The sequence below is a fragment of the Polymorphospora sp. NPDC050346 genome, from assembly GCF_040655695.1.
Lineage (GTDB): Bacteria > Actinomycetota > Actinomycetes > Mycobacteriales > Micromonosporaceae > Polymorphospora > Polymorphospora lycopeni.
In genome coordinates this window covers 137,782-154,153 of the sequence record NZ_JBFAKM010000018.1, presented here as the reverse complement: position 1 = coordinate 154,153, position 16,372 = coordinate 137,782, and the positions used below count along the sequence as shown (strand labels likewise).

Here is a 16,372-nt window from a genome sequence, read left to right as displayed (position 1 = left end):
AACCCGTCCAGCTTCTACTCCTACCAACTCCACCCCGCCGCCGACGTACCGAACCTGCTCCGCACCCACGCCGGACCACAGGCCAACATCGGCCTCTGACGGACGGAACCACACCACGCGGCCGTGCCGGGTCCCGACCCGGCACGGCCGCACCCGTGCTGGCTTGCCGATGCGGCAACAAAGCTTGCGGCCACGGTGGGTAGCGGGTCATGGTTGCCGCGGAGGTGGTCGTGGTGACCGAGAAGCTGACAGACAGCTACGACGTGGTGGTGGTCGGCGGCGGCGCCGCGGGACTGAGCGGTGCGCTGACACTGGCCCGGGCCCGGCGGTCGGTGGTGGTGATCGACGCCGGCGCTCCCCGCAACGCCCCGGCGCAGGGCGTACACGGGCTGCTGGCCCGTGACGGTATGCCACCGGCCGAGCTGCTGGAACGCGGCCGGGCGGAGGTACGCGGATACGGCGGCCACGTGGTGACCGGCGAGGTCGCCACCGCGACCCGCGACGGCGACGGCGACGGCGACGGGTTCACGGTGACCCTGGCCGACGGCCGGACGACCCGTGCCCGCCGGCTGCTGGTGACGACCGGCCTCGTCGACGAACTGCCCGACGTCCCCGGCCTGCGGGAGCGGTGGGGGAGCGACGTCATGCACTGCCCGTACTGCCACGGCTGGGAGGTCCGGGACCGGGCGATCGGCGTGCTGGCCAGCGGCCCGATGTCGGTGCACCAGGCGCTGCTGATCCGGCAGTGGAGCGCCGACGTCACGTACTTCACCCACACGATGCCGCCGCCCACCGACGAGCAGGCCGAGCAGTTGGCGGCCCGTGGCATCCGGGTGGTCGACGGCGAGGTGGCGGGACTGGAGACCGTCGACGACCGGCTGGCGGGCGTACGCCTTGCCGACGGCACGGTCGTCGCCCGCGAGGTGGTGGCGGTCGCGACCCGGATGGTGGCCCGCGCCGGTTTCCTGACGGCCCTCGGTCTGGTGCCCGTCGCGCATCCCGCGGGCGTGGGCGAGTACGTCCCCGCCGACCAGTACGGCGTCACCGACGTACCCGGGGTGTGGGCCGCGGGGAACGTCACCGACCTGGCCGCGCAGGTCGGCGTGGCCGCGGCCGCCGGCGCCACCGCCGCCGCGCACGTCAACGCCGACCTGGTCAACGAGGAGACCAGGCGTGCGGTGGAGGCCCACCGCAACCCCGTCCCGGCCTGATCCGGAGCACGCGTCCGGCGAGTCGCCGTGGGCGGTCGTCGCCACCGCCCCGAACCATCGAAGGGAATCCGTCGTGTCCGAACAATTCGACCGGGCGTACTGGGAAGACCGCTACCGCGGCCACCACCCGTCCCACCCCCACCGGGAGCCCAACCCGTACCTGGTGGCCGAGACCACCGACCTCGCACCCGGTACGGCGCTGGAGGCCGGCTGCGGCGAGGGCGCCGAGGCGATCTGGCTCGCCTCGCGCGGCTGGCGGGTCACCGCGGTGGACATCGCCGCCGCCGCCCTCGACCGGGCCCGGGAACACGCCCGGAACCTCGGCGCCGACGTCGCCGACCGGGTCGAGTGGGTACGCGCCGACCTGACCGGATGGGTGCCGGCCGAGGAGCACTTCGATCTGGTCTGCGCCCACTACGTACACCCGGCGACACCCGGCGAGACGCTGTTCACCCGGCTGGCGGCGGCGGTCGCGCCGGGCGGCACGCTGCTCGTCGTCGGTCACGCGCCGGCGCCGGCCCGGCCCGACGACCCGCACGCCCCGGCCCCGGGGTCGCACGTCACCGCCGGGCAGGTCGCGGCGAGCCTCGACCCGACGCGGTGGGACGTCGTCGTCGCCGAGGCCAGGACCCGTACCGTGACCGGCCCCGGCGGCCACGAGATGACCCTCCACGACGCGGTCCTACGGGCCCGTAAACGGCGCTGAGACGACCGGTCCCCGGGTGCCGGCGGCACCCGGGGACCGGTTCGCGGCCGTACTACCGGCCGACCTCGACGGCCACCTTCTCCTCGACCCGGGGCCGGTCGCGCTCCAGGCCCGCACCCTCGACGTCGAGGGTCGGCAGCCAGCGCAGCCAGCCCGGAAGCCACCAGGCGCTCCTGCCGAGCAGGGCCAGCGCCGCGGGGACCAGCACCATGCGGACGACGAAGGCGTCCACGAAGATGCCGATCGCCAGCGCGAAGGCGATGGACTTGATCGTCGGGTCGCCACTGGGTACGAACCCGGCGAAGACCGAGAACATGATCAGTGCCGCGGCGACGACGACGGGCGCGGCCTGCCGGAACCCGGTGGCGATGGCGGCCCGGGGGAGCGCGCCGTGGCTGTGCGCCTCGTGCATACGGGAGACCAGGAAGACCTGGTAGTCCATGGCGAGGCCGAACAGGATGCCGATCACCACGATCGGGGTGAGGCTGATCAGCGGCCCGGTGGTGTCGAGGTTGACCGCGTCGGCCAGCCAGCCCCACTGGAACACCGCGACGGTCGCGCCGAGCGAGGAGCCGATCGTCAGCAGGAAGCCGAGCACCCCGACGAGCGGCACCAGGATAGAGCGGAACACCAGCACCAGCAGGATCATCGCCAGGCCGACGACGACGGCCAGGTAGACCGGCAGGGCCCGGTCGAGGGTGGTGGCGACGTCGAGGCTGACGGCGGTGGAGCCGGTGACGTACGCCGTGGCACCGTCGACGTCGGCGAGTTGGTCGCGCAGGTCGGTGACGAGCTGTTCGGTGGCCTCGTCGGTCGGCCCGGACTGCGGGATCACGGTGAGCATGGCGGCGGTGCCGTCGGCGTTCGGGACGGCCGGGGTGACGACGGCGACGTCGTCGAGGCCGGGGATCGTGCCGGCGGCCGCGGTGGCCGCCTGGACCGCCTGGTCACCCTCGAACAGGACCACGAGGGGGCCGTTGAAGCCGGCGCCGAATCCGTCGGCGAGCAGTTGCTCGCCGCGGGCCTGGGTGCTTCCCTCCGGCTGGGTCTGTACGAGGGTGGTCTGCATCGACGCCACCGGGATGGAGACGACGCCGAGGGCGGCGATGGTCAGCAGCAGGGCCAGCACCCGGTGCCTGGTGATCGTGTCGATCCAGCCGCCGTAGAAGCCGCGCCGGTGGGCGTCGGCGTCTTGCCCGATGGCTTCGCGCTGCTTGCGGGGCAGGGCGCGGTGGCCGATGTAGCTCAGCACCGCCGGGACGAGGGTGATGGCGATGAGGACCGCGACCACGATGGTCGCGGCGGCGGCGACACCCATCTGGGTCAGGAACGGGATTCCGGCGACGGCCAGACCGGTCAGCGCGATCACCACGGTGAGGCCGGCGGTGACGACCGCCGATCCGGCCGTGCCGACGGCGGTGCCGATCGCGGTGCCGACGTCGGCACCGCGCCGCAGTTCCTGCCGGTGGCGGTTGATGATGAACAGGGCGTAGTCGATACCGACGGCCAGACCGAGCATCGTGGCCAGGATCGGGGTCGTGGACTGCAGGTCCATGAAGCCGGTGGCGATGGTGACGCCGAGTACGCCGATGCCGACGCCGACGGCCGCGGTCAGCAGGTTCATGCCGGCCATGACCAGCGACCCGTACGTCACCGCGAGGATCAGCAGGGCGACGACGACGCCGATCACCTCGACCACGCCGCCGATGTGCGGCGGCGTCTGGATGGCCTCACCGGTGACCTCGACGGTGAGGCCGCCGCCCCGGGCGTTGTCGGCGGCGTCGAACAGCGCGTCCCGCTGCTCCTCGGTGACGTCGCCGACCCCGGCGGTGTACGTCACCGTGCTGTAGGCGGTGTCCTGTTGGGCGTTGATCGTCGGCGCGGCGGGGTCGAGCGGGTTGGTCGCCGAGCCGACGCCGGGCAGCGTGCCCAGTTGGGCCACCAGCTCACCGAGGGCCTGGGCGTTGTCCGGGGTGGTGAGGGTCTGGCCGTCGGGGGCCTTGACCACCACGCGCGCGGACGCGCCGCCCTGCGCGCCGAACTCCTCCTGGATCTTGTCCAGGGCGGTGGTGGACTCCTGACCGGGAATGGAGAAGCTGTTGGAGGTGCCTCCGGACAGCGCCACCGCGCCCACGGCCGAGCCGGCCAGGACCACCAGCCACAGCAGGACCACGGGTAGCCGGTGCCGGTGCGCGCCGAAGCCGAGTCGGTACAACAGACGAGCCATCGGGAATCAGGCCTCCACCTGAGTTGGGTCGGACGAAAGGGTGCGCCGGTGGTGACCGAGCGCGTCTAGGCAGGTGGCGAGGATGTGTGGCCGCCACATGGTCTTCTCGCCCGCCGCCCGGTTGACGGACAGGCTGAGTACGGCCAGCGCGCTCAGCGCGCCGATGACCCGGACCAGCCGTTCGGAGGGCTGGGCGGCGTCGACGGCGAACGTGGCGAAGACGAGCGTCGCGATGTCGTCGAGATGGTCGGGCTCGCCGTCCGACGGGGGCGTGGTCAGCGAACTGAACGCCTGGGCCACCAGGCCGGGCCGGTCGAGCGCGACGTCGGTCAGCAGTTCCAGCGCCCGCCGGTCGCGGGCCGGGCCGGGCGGCAGGTCCGCGACCTGGTCGAACACCCGTTGGCCCTGGGCGCGGACCGACTGCTGGGTGGCGAGGTAGAGCGCTTCCTTGGTCGGATAGTGGTGCAGCAGGCCGGCCTTGGACAGGCCGACCGAGTCGGCGACGGTCTTCAGCGACGTGTGGTCGTATCCGTGCTGGGCGAACAGCGCCGCCGCGCGGTCGAGGATGCCCTCGTCGACCTGCTGGCGGTGAACGTGTGCCATGCCGGCGACCCTACATGGGCTACCGACCGATTCGGTCGGTAAACCATCCGGATCGGTCGGTGACGTATGTCGCAATCCGGCTAGATCGCGCTGCCGGGTCGTCGGGCTAGTGTTCGCGCGGCTGGCCGTACTCCTCATCGGTGACGGGCGCGCCCCACTCGGTTTCGGTACCGGCCTGCGGACCTTCCCAGATCGCAAGGTGGATCATGAAAGCGTCCGGTGCGGCACCGTGCCAGTGCCATTCGCCGGGCGGGGTGTGGATGGTGTCTCCCGGCCGTACGGCGATCACCGCGCCACCGCGGGCCTGCACCAGGCCGACCCCGTCCGTCACGTGCAGGGTCTGCCCGACGGCGTGCCGGTGCCAGGCCGTACGCGCGCCCGGGGCGAACCGGACCGTGTTGACCCGGACCCGGGAGGGCTCCTCGCCCTTGACGATCACGTCGAACCAGACGTCGCCGGTGAACATCTCGGCCGGCCCCTTGACGGTCGGCTGCTTCGTCAGGATCTGCATGATCCTCCTCGTGGGTGCGGTGCGGGCGCCCCCGGTTACCCGGTCTGCGGGGGCGCACACCGCCGGGGTCGGGCCGCGTCCCAGGCGGCCCGACCCCGGGGCAGTGCGTTCAGCGGGCGCAGGACAGTGCGATGGTGGGCGGTGCGGCGCTGGTCGCCACGAGCAGGCCGAACGTCGCCGACCCGCCCGGCGGCAGGGCGGCGTTGTAGCCGGCGTCGCGGACCGCGGGACCGGTGCCCGTACCGTCCGGCACCGCGTTCCACGCCGTCTGGATCCGTTCGTCGCCGGACCACTGCCACCAGACCCGCCAGCCGTCGATCGGTTCGGCGCCGGTGTTGCGTACGGTGACCGAGGCGACGAAGCCGCCGTCCCAGGCGGACGTAATGGCCGCCGTGGCGGTGCATGCCGGCTGGGCGGCGGTGCGGGCCGGCCCGCCGACGATGTAACGGTCCTGGCGGCCGGCGACGTCGCTGAGCCGGAACCAGTACTCGGTGTCGGGGGTCAGCCCGCCGACCGTCACCGTGCCGTACCGCTGCGGTCTCGAGGTGGCCGTGGCGACCGGGTCACGCCACTGCTCGGCGTCGGTGCGGCTGGCGAACAGGCTGACCGTGATCGGCGGGTCGTATCCGCACGGCGGGCTGAGCATGATCGAGTAGGTGACGGTGAGGCTGGTCGCGGTCGACGCGGTCACCATTGCGCTGATCGGGAGCACCGGCGGACAGGTCGGCGGTCTGGTCTGCGCCGGAGCCGGGGCGGCGGCCGGGACGGCGGCGCCGACGGGGACGGTGGCGCCGGCGATCGTGGCCCAACCGGTCACGGCCACCGTGGCGGCGGCCAGGAGCACGCCGAACTTGTGAATCATCTGTACCTCCCTGATCGGAGGCGCCGGGCAGGGGGTGATGGACGACCCCCGCTCGCCCCCTCGGGCCGGATCGACTCGCACAGGCTCCCGGTGCGACCGAGTCGAATTCTGACATCCGTCGATGTCTGGTACAAGCGCCGTCCAGAACCGCAAAAGCCCGTTCACAAGGGTCTGTTAGAAAGTCACCTGCTAATTCGTGGATGTCCGTTTCCGCTTGTACGAAGGATGGTGGTCGTCTTGTCGTTCGGGCAGCGGTTGCGGCAGTTGCGGCGGTCGGCGGGTATGACGATCGAGGAGCTGTCCGAGACCTCCGGGGTCAGCGGGCGGGCGATCAGCGACATGGAGCGTGGGCGCAGCCGGGCACCGCAGGCGCGCACGTTGTCGGCGTTGGCCGACGCGCTGGGACTCGACGACAGCGACCGCGCCGATCTGGTCGAGTTGGCGCGTTCGAGGCGGTCGGAGAGCACGGTCGGGCGACCTCGGGGCGGGGAGCTGCCGCGCGGGGTGAGCGAGTTCGTCGGCCGGGCACCGGAACTGCGGCTGTTGCACCGGCACGGGACGGCCGGAGCCGTGGACGGCCCGACACCGGTGGCGGTCGTGCACGGCCCGCCCGGACTCGGCAAGACGGCGTTCGCCGTCCACGCCGCCGGGCAGTTGCGGGACCGGTTTCCCGACGGGCAGTTCTACGTCGACCTGCGCGGCACCGACGCGGCGCCGATGGCGGCGGGCGAGGCACTGACCCGACTGTTGCGGGCGTTGGACGTGAACCCGCGCGCCATCGCCGACGACGAGCCGGAACGGGCCGGCCAACTGCGGACCATCCTGCGGCAGCGGCGCTGCCTGCTGGTGCTCGACAACGCCGCGCACGAGGCCCAGGTGCGCCCGTTGATGCCGGGGGCGGGGGCGGGGCTGGTGCTGGTGACCAGCCGCCGCGCGCTGGGGGGCCTGGAGGGGGTGCTGCGCATCGGGCTGCCGCCGCTGGCGCCGGCGGAATCGGCCGGCCTGTTGCGGGCACTCGTCCGCGACCTCGCCGACCGGGCCGTGGCGCAGGACGTCGAGGCGGTGGCCCGGTTGTGCGGCCACCTGCCACTGGCGTTGCGGATCGCGGGAACCCGGTTGGTCAGTCGTCCGGAATGGACGATGGCGCACCTGGCGGCGCGGCTGTCGGACGCGGACCGGAGGCTGGCCAGCCTCTCGGTGGGCGACCTCGGGGTGGAGCCGGCCTTCGCGCTGTCGTACGCCCAGCTACCCGGCCCCGCGCGGGCGATGTTCCGGCGGCTGGCGCATGTGCCCGGCGTCGATTTCGCCGCCCCGCTGGGCGCGGTGCTCACCGGGACCGGTCCGCACGACGCGGAGGAGCAACTCGAGGAACTGGTCGAGCTGGGGCTGTTGCAGCCCGTCGGGTTCGACCGGTACCGGTTCCACGATCTGATCCGGCTGTTCGCCGAGAAGCGGCTGCGGAACGAGGAGCCGGCCGACACCCGGGCGGCGACCGAGCGCCGGATGATCGACTGGTTGCTGGAGACGGCGATCGTGGCCGGGCGGTGGTTCGAGCCCGGGTTCGGCGCCCCACCGGCCGACTGGCGCGGTCTGGTTCCACTCGGCACGGCGGAGCAGGCGCAGAGCTGGTTGCAGGCCGAGGCGGACAACTGGCTGGCCGCACTGCGCGGCGCGGCGGCGGCCGGGCAGCACCAGCGGGTGGTCGACGTGGCCGAGGCGATGCACTGGTATTCGGACCGCATGACCCACTGGGGGCACTGGTCCGAGGTCTACCAGCTGTCGTCCGCCGCCGCCGCCCGCCTGCCGGACCGCCGGCAGGAGATCACCCACATCAACTACCACGCCTGGGCACAGGCGGTCTGCGGCCGGCACTACGACGAGAGCGCCGCCCTGGCGATGGACGCCTACCAACTCGCGGAAGCGCTCGGCGACGTCGGTGAGCAGGCGAACGCGCTGTCCTACGCGGGCGACGCCTGGCGGTTCGCCGGCGAGTACGGGCGCGCGCTGTGGGCGTACCGCCGGGCGCAGGAGTTGGCCGACTCGGCCGGCAACCATGACGAGTTCGTCCAGATGGGCCTCGGGGTCGGTCTCGCGCTCATCGGGCTCGGCAGGTTCGACGAGGGGTTGGCGGAACTGCGGACGGTTCTGCGCGAGGTCGACACGCGCCCGGTGGCGCCGTCACCGAAGAACGCGGCCCAGGTGGTGGCCCGGGTGTTCACGGCCAGGGCCCTGGCCGAGCTGCGGCGCTGGCCGGAGGCCATCGAGGAGGCGACGGCGGTGCTGCCCGCCGCCACCGGGTTCGGCGCCCTGACGCCGCTCGGCCACCTCCATCTGGCGCTGGGCCGGGCGTACGCCGCACTCGGCTCGACCGACGAGGCGCGCGGGCACCTCACCCGCGCGGTCGAACTGTTCGACGAGGGCGGCGCCCGCGAGGGTGCGCCCGAGCTGGCGAGATCCGCGCTGGCGGCCCTCGACGCCTGAACGCCGTCCCGGGGTGGAGACCCCGGTTCTGCGTATTGTTCTGCATGGTTCCCGCCTTCCGTCGCTGGTTGCATGGCTGTACGAGCCGATCCGCCCGACGACGCGAGGATCGGCCGGACACCGCAGGCGGTGGACCGCCGGGTGACCCCCGGCGCGTGTCCGCCAGACCACCAGCGCTCCTTCCTTCCACGTCGCCCCGTGGACCGACCCCGTACGCCCTCCGCCGCCCGGCGGAGCCGTGCCCGCCGAAGGGAAGAACCGCCATGCCCGTCTCCGCCAGCCGCCGCTCGCTGCTCGCCGGCACGGCGCTCGTCGCCGCCACCGCGCTCGCCGCCGCCCCGGCCGCGTCCGCCGGCCCGCGGCACCGGCCCGATCCGAAGCCGACCGTCGTGCTGGTGCACGGCGCGTTCGCCGACGCGTCCGGCTGGGCCGAGGTGACCCGCAGGCTGCAACGCGGCGGCTACCCCGTGCTCGCCCCGGCGAACCCGCTGCGCGGCGTCGACTCCGACTCCGCCTACCTGGCCAGCATCCTGCGGACCATCCCCGGCCCGGTCGTCCTGGTCGGCCACTCCTACGGCGGCGTCGTCATCAGCAACGCCGCGACCGGCAACCCCAACGTCAAGGCCCTGGTGTACGTCGCCGCGTTCGCCCCGGACGAGGGCGAGACGGTCTACGCGCTCCAGGGCAGGTTCCCCGGCACCAAACTCACCGAGGAGGCGCTGGACCTGCGGCCGTACCCGCTGCCCGACGGCACCACCAGCTACGACGGGTACGTCAAGCCGGCCCTGTTCCGTGACATCTTCGCCGGCGACCTGCCGGCCGCCACCGTCGCCGTCATGGCCACCGCCCAGCGGCCCGGTGACGCCCACACCCTCCAGCAGCCGGCCGGCGCGCCCGCCTGGCGCGGCATCCCGTCGTGGTACCTGGTCGCCCGCGACGACAACCTCATCCCGGCGGCGACCCAGCGGTTCATGGCCCGGCGGGCCGGTGCCCGCACGGTCGAGGTCAGGGCCTCGCACGTCGCGATGATCTCGCAGCCCGAGGCGACCACCGACCTGATCAAGGCGGCCGCCCGCGCCGCGACCCGCTGACCGCCTCGACGGGACGGCGGGCCGTCGACCGGCGGCCCGCCAGCGCGGAACGAAGGGAATCCCCGATGAGCTACGTGACCGCCGCCGACGGCGCCCAGATCTTCTACAAGGACTGGGGCGCCGGCCGCCCGGTCGTGCTGTCCCACGGCTGGCCGCTGAACTCCGACAGTTGGGAGGCGCAGGCGCTCTTCCTGGCCGGCAACGGCTACCGGGTCGTCGCCCACGACCGGCGCGGCCACGGCCGCTCCACCCAGACCTGGCACGGCAACGAGATGGACACCTACGCCGACGACCTGGCCACCCTGATCGACACCCTCGACCTGCGCGAGGTCACCCTGATCGGCTTCTCCACCGGCGGTGGCGAGGTCGCCCGCTACATCGGCCGGCACGGCACCGCCCGCGTCGCGCAGGCCGTCCTCGTGTCCGCCGTACCGCCGCTCATGCTGCGCACCGACGACAACTCCGGCGGCGTACCGGTCGAGGTCTTCGACGGCATCCGTGCCGGCTCCCGCACCGACCGCTCCCAGCTCTACCGGGACCTCGCCGACGGCCCCTTCTTCGGCAACAACCGGCCCGGCGCGAACGTCTCGCAGGGCATCCGCGACGCCTTCTGGCTGCAGAGCATGCAGGCCGGCCACCGCAACGCCTATGAGTGCGTCGCCGCCTTCTCCGCCACCGACTTCCGCCCCGACCTCGACGCCTTCGACATCCCGACCCTGGTCATCCACGGCGACGACGACCAGGTCGTCCCGTTCGAGGTCGGTGGCAAGGCCGCCGCCGCCCGGATCAGCAACGCCGAACTCAGGGTCTATCCGGGCGCCCCGCACGGCATCACCGACACCCACAAGGAGCAGCTCGGCTCCGACCTGCTCGCCTTCCTCGACACCTACGGCGCCTGACCCACCATCCTCGACACCTACGGCGCCTGACCCGCCCTCCTCGAAAGGACGATCCGCCATGACCGGCAAACCCGACACCATCCTTCTCATCCACGGTTTCTGGGTCACCCCGCGCTCCTGGGAGAACTGGAAGACCCGCTACGAGAGCCAGGGCTACCGGGTCCTCACCCCCACCTACCCCGGCTTCGACGTCGAGGTCGAGGCGCTTAACGCCGACCCGACCCCGATCGAGACGGTGACCGTGCCGCAGATCATCGACCGCCTCGAAGCACTGATCAAGGAACTGCCGACCCCGCCGATCCTGATGGGACACTCCGCCGGCGGCGCGTTCACCCAGATCCTGCTCGACCACGGGTACGGCGCCGCCGGCGTCGCCATCAACTCCGCCCCCACCGAGGGCGTGGCGGTCGTGCCGCCGAGCCAGATCAGGTCGCTGCTGCCGGTGCTGAAGAACCCCGCCAACCGGCACCGGGCCGTCGGCCTCACCTTCAAGCAGTGGCGCTACGCCTTCACCAACACGTTCCCCGAGGAGCGGGCACGGGCCACGTACGAGCGCTACCACATCCCGGCCCCCGGCTCGATCGTCTGGGGCAGCGCGCTGGCGAACTTCCAGCCCGGCCACCAGGACACCTGGGTCGACTACCACAACGACGACCGGGCGCCACTGCTGTTCATCGCCGGCGAGAACGACCACATCATGCCGCCGGTCATCCAGCGCTCCAACGCCAGGCACTACAAGTCCCACACCACCACCGAGGTCGTCGAGTTCCCCGGCCGGGCACACCTGCTGCCCGCCGAGGACGGCTGGGAGGAGATCGCCGACTACGCCCTGAATTGGGCCCTCGAACACGCCCGCCCGGCCACCCCGACCACCGCCCGCTGAACCTTCGCCGGTGGTCGTTCCGGGGGCCACCGGCGTACCCGTCCCGACAGGACCACCAGGAGAGGTAGCCAGAGGTCATGACCGACGTACGCATCACCCACATCGGCGGACCGACCGCGCTGATCGAGTTCGGCGGGTGGCGCCTGCTCACCGACCCGACCTTCGACCCGGCCGGCGAGCGGTACGGGTTCGGCTGGGGCACGTCGTCGCGCAAGCTCACCGACCCCGCGATCACGCCCGGCGAACTGCCGCCGATCGACGCGGTCCTGCTCACCCACGACCACCACGGCGACAACCTGGACCGGGCCGGCCGCGCCCTGCTGCCGTCGGCCGGCACCGTGGTCACCACGACGTCCGGCGCCCGCCGGCTCGGCGGCACCGCCCGCGGCCTCGCGCCCTGGGCGGCGACCCGGCTCGAGGCACCGGGCCGACCCACGATCGAGGTAACCGCCACCCCGGCCCGGCACGGCCCGCCGCTGAGCCGCCCGATCGTCGGCGGCGTGGTCGGATTCGCCTTGCGTTGGGCCGGCCAGCGGCACGGAGTCCTGTGGATCACCGGCGACACCGTGCTCCACTCCGGCCTGAGGCGGGTCGCCGACCGCTTCGCGGTCAGCGTCGTGCTGCTGCATCTGGGCGCCGTACGGTTCCCGGTCACCGGCCCGTTGCGCTACACGATGACGGCGCGTGAGGGTGTCGAACTGTGCCGCCTCGTCCGGGCGCGGACCGTCGTGCCGGTGCACTACGAGGGCTGGGCACATTTCCGGCAGGACGGTGACGCCGTCGACGGCGCCTTCGCGACGGCGCCCGACGAGATTCGGCGCGGCCTGCGCCGGCTGCCGGTCGGCACCCCGGCCACCGTCACCGTCTGAACCCGGTCACCGCCGCCCGGACCCCGGCGGCGGTGACCGTACGGGTCCGCGTCCCGACCATCTGGCGATATCAGACCGGCGTCCGCCAGGTGCTTTCCCAGCCCGGGAAAGCTGCCTCGACGCACCATGTCTGACGTTATTGGCCGAGGATTGAATACGTTCGTTGGGCGACCATTTCGCCGATCATTGTGCCGCCCCGGAAACCGCTGCGCGGCCACCCCGTCCAACGCCTGGTGAACGTCGGCGAATGCTCCCGTTCATGCGTAGCACGCCCGTCGTTCACACGTGCCTCCACTCATGGTTAGTGCCTACTTGGAGCATGCGTCTCCGGGGGCGAAGCGCCCTGTGTATCCGGCATTTCGGCGACCCGCGCGATATGACCTATGGCGTGGGCGATCAGGCCATGCCCGAAGATCCGGCGTGGCGGGACGGAGCGCTCGCGTATGGATGCTGGCCACCGGCCGGTCGCGCAGTTCCGCGTGTACCGCACTTCGCGGGGGGTGATCGTCTGGCGGCTGGTCGCCTCGAACAACCGCGTCCTCGGGGTGTCGTCGAGCGGCTTCCCCGCACTTCAGGACGCGATGACGGCGATCCGGGCGGTACGCGACGGGGTGTCGGCCGCATCGATCGAGGTGGTCCACGTCCCGGACCGGGACTGGACGTGGCGGATGTACGGGAACGGGGACGACGTGACCGCCGTCTCCTACCGCAGCTACAAACGCAGAATCGACTGCCACCGGGCAACCGAACGCTTTCTCGCGGCCGCACCGTACGCGGAGGTCGACCCGGCCGTCGGCCGGCGCGGACGATTCTGGTCGGCGGACCCACCCGCCGGCTAATGCGATCTTGAATTGTGGCCGCCGTTTCGCGGTGACGCTTCCTTTGTGGTCCGTTAACCGGGCGTCGACACCCCGGTAACCGGCCCTGAGTTTCCTGGGCTCGATTCCCGGCGCGGGATCCCGCGCAACCGGTCGCCGGTTTCCGACAGGAGTTCTCATCGTGCCTCGCAATGCGTCAACGCCGTCGCGCGTACGGACCGCCCGGCTGTTCGGTGCCACCGCGATCGCCGTCGGGGTGGCGGTGGCGGTCGCCGTACCGGTGCTGGTCGGCCCCGCCGTGGCGGCACCGGTCGGGACGATCACGCTCGACCCGACCGCCGGCCAGGTCGCGACGGCACCGTTCGCCGACTTCACCGCCAGCGGACCCTGCCCGACCGGCTACGGCACCGCCGCGGACCTCTTCCTGCGCAACGACGAGGTGACGCCGTTCAGCCTGGTCTCCGTTCCGGGACCCGGCCTGGACCAGGCTCCGGTGAGTGGCACGGTCGACGGCTCGCTCACCGACCTCGCGCAGGCCGGCGGCGTCCTCGACCTGCCCGACGGTGCCTACGTCCTCGAACTGATCTGCTACGACGACGAGTTCAACTTCTCGCCGGACACCCTCGAGGCCCGGATCCGCGTCACCGGAGACGGATGGGAGGTCGTCACCGGCGAACCGACCGCCACCCCGTCGGCCTCCGCCTCGCCGACGCCGTCGCAGTCGCCGACCGGATCGCCCTCGCCGACCCCGACGCCGACCGGATCGCCCACCCCGACGCCGACGGACGACCCGACGCCGACCCCGACGCCGACCGAGGACCCGACCCCGACCCCGACCGGCACCCCGCCGCCGGGCTCGCTGCCGAAGACCGGGATCGGGCTCGGCGGCTTCCTCTACGTCGCGGCGCTGCTCGTCGCCGGCGGTGCGGCGGCCGTGCTCTGGGCCCGCCGGCAGCAACTCGCCGCCGCCCCGCCACGGCCCTGACCGGGACGGGGGGAGCGGTGGTGCGCGCCACGAAGGTGGACGACGAGCGGCGCCGGTCGACGGGCACCGGTGCCGCGCCGGTCGACCGGCTCTTCCGGGCCGGGGCCCGCGCCGCTGGCGTCCTCATGCTGCTGATCATGGGTGGGATCGGGGTCTTCCTGGCCGTCCAGGCGGTGCCCACGCTGCGCAACTACGGGTGGCGGTTCTTCGTCGAGAGCGACTGGAACCCCGAACGCAACGTGCTCGGCATCGCCGCCGTCGTGGTCGGTACGGGGCTCGTCGCCGCGGTGGCCATCGCCGTCGCCTTCCCGCTGGCGCTGGTGACCGCGCTCTACATCACCGAGTACGCCCCGACCCGGCTGCGCCGGCCACTGGTGTCCACCGTGGACCTGATGGCGGCCGTACCCAGTGTGGTCTACGGGCTCGTCGGGCTGGCGTTCCTCCAGCCTGAACTGATCAGGATCGCCCGCTGGCTGCACGCGTACGGAAGCTGGCTGCCGTTCTTCGCCGTCGGGACGGACGCCGACCCGGTCGACCCGCACGCCGCGATCTGGCCGGAGAGCCGCTACACCTCCTCGGCGTTCGTCGCCGGTGTCGTCGTCGCCATGATGGTGCTCCCGATCGCCTGCTCGGTGATGCGGGAGGTCTTCGCGCAGGCCCCGCAGAGCGAACGGGAAGCGGCCTGGGCACTGGGCGCCACCCAGTGGGGCGTGATCCGTTCGGTGGTCCTGCCGTTCGGCCGGGGCGGGATCATCGGCGGCGCCATGCTCGGCCTGGGCCGGGCGCTGGGCGAGACGATCGCCGTGGTCTTCATCATCTCGACCGCGTTCGACGTGAAGATCCGGATCCTGGAGAACGGCACCATCACCACCTCGTCGCTGATCGCGGTCCGGTTCGGCGACGCCGACGCCGGTCAACTCTCCGCGCTGCTCGCGGCGGGCCTGGTGCTCTTCCTCATCACGCTGGCCGTCAACACGGTCGCCGCCGTCGTCGTGGGCCGTGGCCGCAGCGGCGCCGCGACCGAGATCTGACCGAGAGAGCGAGCCCGACCGGTGCCGACCGAGACGACCACACCACCACCCGCCGCCCCGCCGGCCGGCAACGGCACCGTGGCGCGCGGCACCACCAGCGTCCGCGCCGAACCACCGCCGGCCGCCGCGGAGCCGTCGGCCGCCGAGCCGCGCCGCGAACTGCGCCCACGCACCCTCGACGACGTACTGGCCCTGGTCGGCTCGGTCGTCGGCGGGCTGTCCCTGGCCTGGCTGCTGTTTCGCGGGCTGCTGCCCACCGACGGCACCATCGGCTTCCTGCTGCTGTGGCTCGGCTGCTTCCTGCTGCTGTACGCCGCCGTCACCGTGGTCCGGCACCCGGCCCCGGTGGTCGCCGACCGGATCGCCGCCGCGGTCGTGCACGCCGGGGCGGCCCTCGTCGGCGCCGCCCTGCTCACCGTGATCGGCTACACCGTCTGGCGCGGCCTGGACGCGCTGGTCCAGCCGAACTTCTACACGCAGGACCTGTCGGCCGCCGGCCCGCTGACCCCGCTCGACACCGGCGGCGCGCTGCACGCGATCGTCGGCACCCTCATCGAGATCAGCATCGCGATCGCCGTGACCCTGCCGCTCGGCGTGGCCACCGCCGTGTTCATCACCGAGGTCGGCGGCCGGTTCAGCCGCCTGGTCCGCACCATCGTCGAGGCGATGACCGCGCTGCCGTCGATCGTGGCGGGCCTGTTCATCTACACGGTGCTGCAGGTGACCCTCGGCTTCCCGCGTTCCGGGCTGGCCGCCGCGCTGGCCCTGTCGGTGATGATGCTGCCGATCATCGCCCGCGCCGCCGACGTCGTACTCCGCGTGGTGCCCGGCGGGCTGCGCGAGGCGAGCCTGGCCCTGGGCGCGTCGCAGTGGCAGACGGTGTGGCACGTGGTGCTGCCGACCGCCCGGCCGGGCCTGGCCACCGCCCTGATCCTGGGCACCGCCCGCGGTGTCGGCGAGACCTCGCCGGTCCTGCTGACCTCGGGCGCGTCCAACTTCCTCAACGCCGACCCGCTGAACAACTCGATGAACTCGCTGCCGCTGTTCGTCTACTCGCTGGTCCGCAGCGGCGAGCCGACGTACATCGCCCGGGCGTTCGGCGGCGCGGCCCTGCTGCTCGTACTCGTGCTCGTGCTCTTCGTCGTGGCCCGCCTGGTCGCGGCCCGGCGGGACGGCACGCGATGACCACCGAACC

The 16,372-nt window shown here is 72.8% G+C and carries 15 protein-coding genes; 11 read left to right on the top strand and 4 right to left on the bottom strand.

All coding sequences use genetic code 11. From position 1 onward, the window contains the following. The first annotated feature begins 233 nt into the window (after positions 1-233). Together AB0I42_RS20185 and AB0I42_RS20180 are read left to right on the top strand one after the other, a co-directional pair. The gene (locus tag AB0I42_RS20185; RefSeq protein ID WP_357539063.1) at positions 234-1,211 is read left to right on the top strand and encodes an NAD(P)/FAD-dependent oxidoreductase; all 978 of its coding nucleotides are present in this window, start codon (positions 234-236) and stop codon (positions 1,209-1,211) included. Between the two features lie 73 nt (positions 1,212-1,284). Then, on the top strand, positions 1,285-1,917 hold the full coding sequence (locus tag AB0I42_RS20180) for a class I SAM-dependent methyltransferase (protein WP_357539062.1): 633 nt from the start codon (positions 1,285-1,287) through the stop codon (positions 1,915-1,917). Between the two features lie 52 nt (positions 1,918-1,969). Here AB0I42_RS20180 and AB0I42_RS20175 read toward each other — a convergent pair whose 3' ends face one another. The 4 genes from AB0I42_RS20175 to AB0I42_RS20160 all read right to left on the bottom strand — a co-directional run bounded on the left by AB0I42_RS20175 (position 1,970) and on the right by AB0I42_RS20160 (position 6,120). Further along, positions 1,970-4,144 (bottom strand): MMPL family transporter, encoded by a 2,175-nt coding sequence (locus AB0I42_RS20175; RefSeq protein ID WP_357539061.1) that lies wholly within the window; start codon positions 4,142-4,144, stop codon positions 1,970-1,972. 6 nt (positions 4,145-4,150) lie between these two features. After that, positions 4,151-4,747, bottom strand: coding sequence for a helix-turn-helix domain-containing protein (locus tag AB0I42_RS20170; RefSeq protein ID WP_357539060.1), 597 nt, complete (start codon positions 4,745-4,747; stop codon positions 4,151-4,153). 106 nt (positions 4,748-4,853) lie between these two features. Further along, complete coding sequence (locus AB0I42_RS20165) at positions 4,854-5,258, bottom strand: cupin domain-containing protein (RefSeq protein WP_357539059.1); 405 nt, start codon at positions 5,256-5,258, stop codon at positions 4,854-4,856. A gap of 109 nt (positions 5,259-5,367) precedes the next feature. Next, entirely contained in the window at positions 5,368-6,120 is a 753-nt protein-coding gene (locus tag AB0I42_RS20160) for a cellulose binding domain-containing protein (RefSeq protein WP_357539058.1), read from the bottom strand. A gap of 228 nt (positions 6,121-6,348) precedes the next feature. Here AB0I42_RS20160 and AB0I42_RS20155 point away from each other — a divergent pair, with 228 nt between their 5' ends. The 9 genes from AB0I42_RS20155 to pstA all read left to right on the top strand — a co-directional run bounded on the left by AB0I42_RS20155 (position 6,349) and on the right by pstA (position 16,362). Further along, positions 6,349-8,601 carry a helix-turn-helix domain-containing protein gene (locus AB0I42_RS20155; RefSeq protein ID WP_357539068.1) on the top strand — a complete coding sequence of 751 codons (2,253 nt, stop codon included), beginning with the start codon at positions 6,349-6,351 and terminating at the stop codon, positions 8,599-8,601. Between the two features lie 263 nt (positions 8,602-8,864). Further along, positions 8,865-9,692, top strand: a complete 828-nt coding sequence (locus AB0I42_RS20150) for an alpha/beta hydrolase (protein WP_357539057.1) — start codon at positions 8,865-8,867, stop codon at positions 9,690-9,692. Continuing rightward, the gene (locus tag AB0I42_RS20145; protein WP_357539067.1) at positions 9,689-10,591 is read left to right on the top strand and encodes an alpha/beta hydrolase; all 903 of its coding nucleotides are present in this window, start codon (positions 9,689-9,691) and stop codon (positions 10,589-10,591) included. Before AB0I42_RS20150 ends, AB0I42_RS20145 begins: the two co-directional genes overlap by 4 nt. Before the next feature lie 58 nt (positions 10,592-10,649). Beyond that, positions 10,650-11,474, top strand: coding sequence for an alpha/beta hydrolase (locus AB0I42_RS20140; protein ID WP_357539056.1), 825 nt, complete (start codon positions 10,650-10,652; stop codon positions 11,472-11,474). A 77-nt stretch (positions 11,475-11,551) separates the two neighbouring features. Further along, positions 11,552-12,343: an MBL fold metallo-hydrolase gene (locus AB0I42_RS20135; RefSeq protein ID WP_357539055.1), complete on the top strand. Its 792-nt coding sequence runs from the start codon at positions 11,552-11,554 to the stop codon at positions 12,341-12,343. A gap of 479 nt (positions 12,344-12,822) precedes the next feature. Further along, positions 12,823-13,182, top strand: coding sequence for a DUF1508 domain-containing protein (locus AB0I42_RS20130; protein ID WP_357539054.1), 360 nt, complete (start codon positions 12,823-12,825; stop codon positions 13,180-13,182). 160 nt (positions 13,183-13,342) lie between these two features. Next, on the top strand, positions 13,343-14,146 hold the full coding sequence (locus AB0I42_RS20125) for an LPXTG cell wall anchor domain-containing protein (RefSeq protein ID WP_357539053.1): 804 nt from the start codon (positions 13,343-13,345) through the stop codon (positions 14,144-14,146). A gap of 20 nt (positions 14,147-14,166) precedes the next feature. After that, positions 14,167-15,177 (top strand): phosphate ABC transporter permease subunit PstC, encoded by a 1,011-nt coding sequence (gene pstC / locus AB0I42_RS20120; RefSeq protein WP_357539052.1) that lies wholly within the window; start codon positions 14,167-14,169, stop codon positions 15,175-15,177. Positions 15,178-15,198: 21 nt separating this feature from the next. Beyond that, positions 15,199-16,362 carry a phosphate ABC transporter permease PstA gene (pstA, locus tag AB0I42_RS20115; RefSeq protein ID WP_357539051.1) on the top strand — a complete coding sequence of 388 codons (1,164 nt, stop codon included), beginning with the start codon at positions 15,199-15,201 and terminating at the stop codon, positions 16,360-16,362. Positions 16,363-16,372 lie beyond the last annotated feature (10 nt).

Coding starts and splice junctions, on each gene's coding strand:
- AB0I42_RS20135 (WP_357539055.1), top strand. CDS start 11,552: ATGACCGACGTACGCATCACCCACATCGGCGGACCGACCGCGCTGATC.
- AB0I42_RS20160 (WP_357539058.1), bottom strand. CDS start 6,120: ATGATTCACAAGTTCGGCGTGCTCCTGGCCGCCGCCACGGTGGCCGTG.
- AB0I42_RS20170 (WP_357539060.1), bottom strand. CDS start 4,747: ATGGCACACGTTCACCGCCAGCAGGTCGACGAGGGCATCCTCGACCGC.
- AB0I42_RS20175 (WP_357539061.1), bottom strand. CDS start 4,144: ATGGCTCGTCTGTTGTACCGACTCGGCTTCGGCGCGCACCGGCACCGG.
- AB0I42_RS20165 (WP_357539059.1), bottom strand. CDS start 5,258: ATGCAGATCCTGACGAAGCAGCCGACCGTCAAGGGGCCGGCCGAGATG.
- AB0I42_RS20150 (WP_357539057.1), top strand. CDS start 8,865: ATGCCCGTCTCCGCCAGCCGCCGCTCGCTGCTCGCCGGCACGGCGCTC.
- AB0I42_RS20140 (WP_357539056.1), top strand. CDS start 10,650: ATGACCGGCAAACCCGACACCATCCTTCTCATCCACGGTTTCTGGGTC.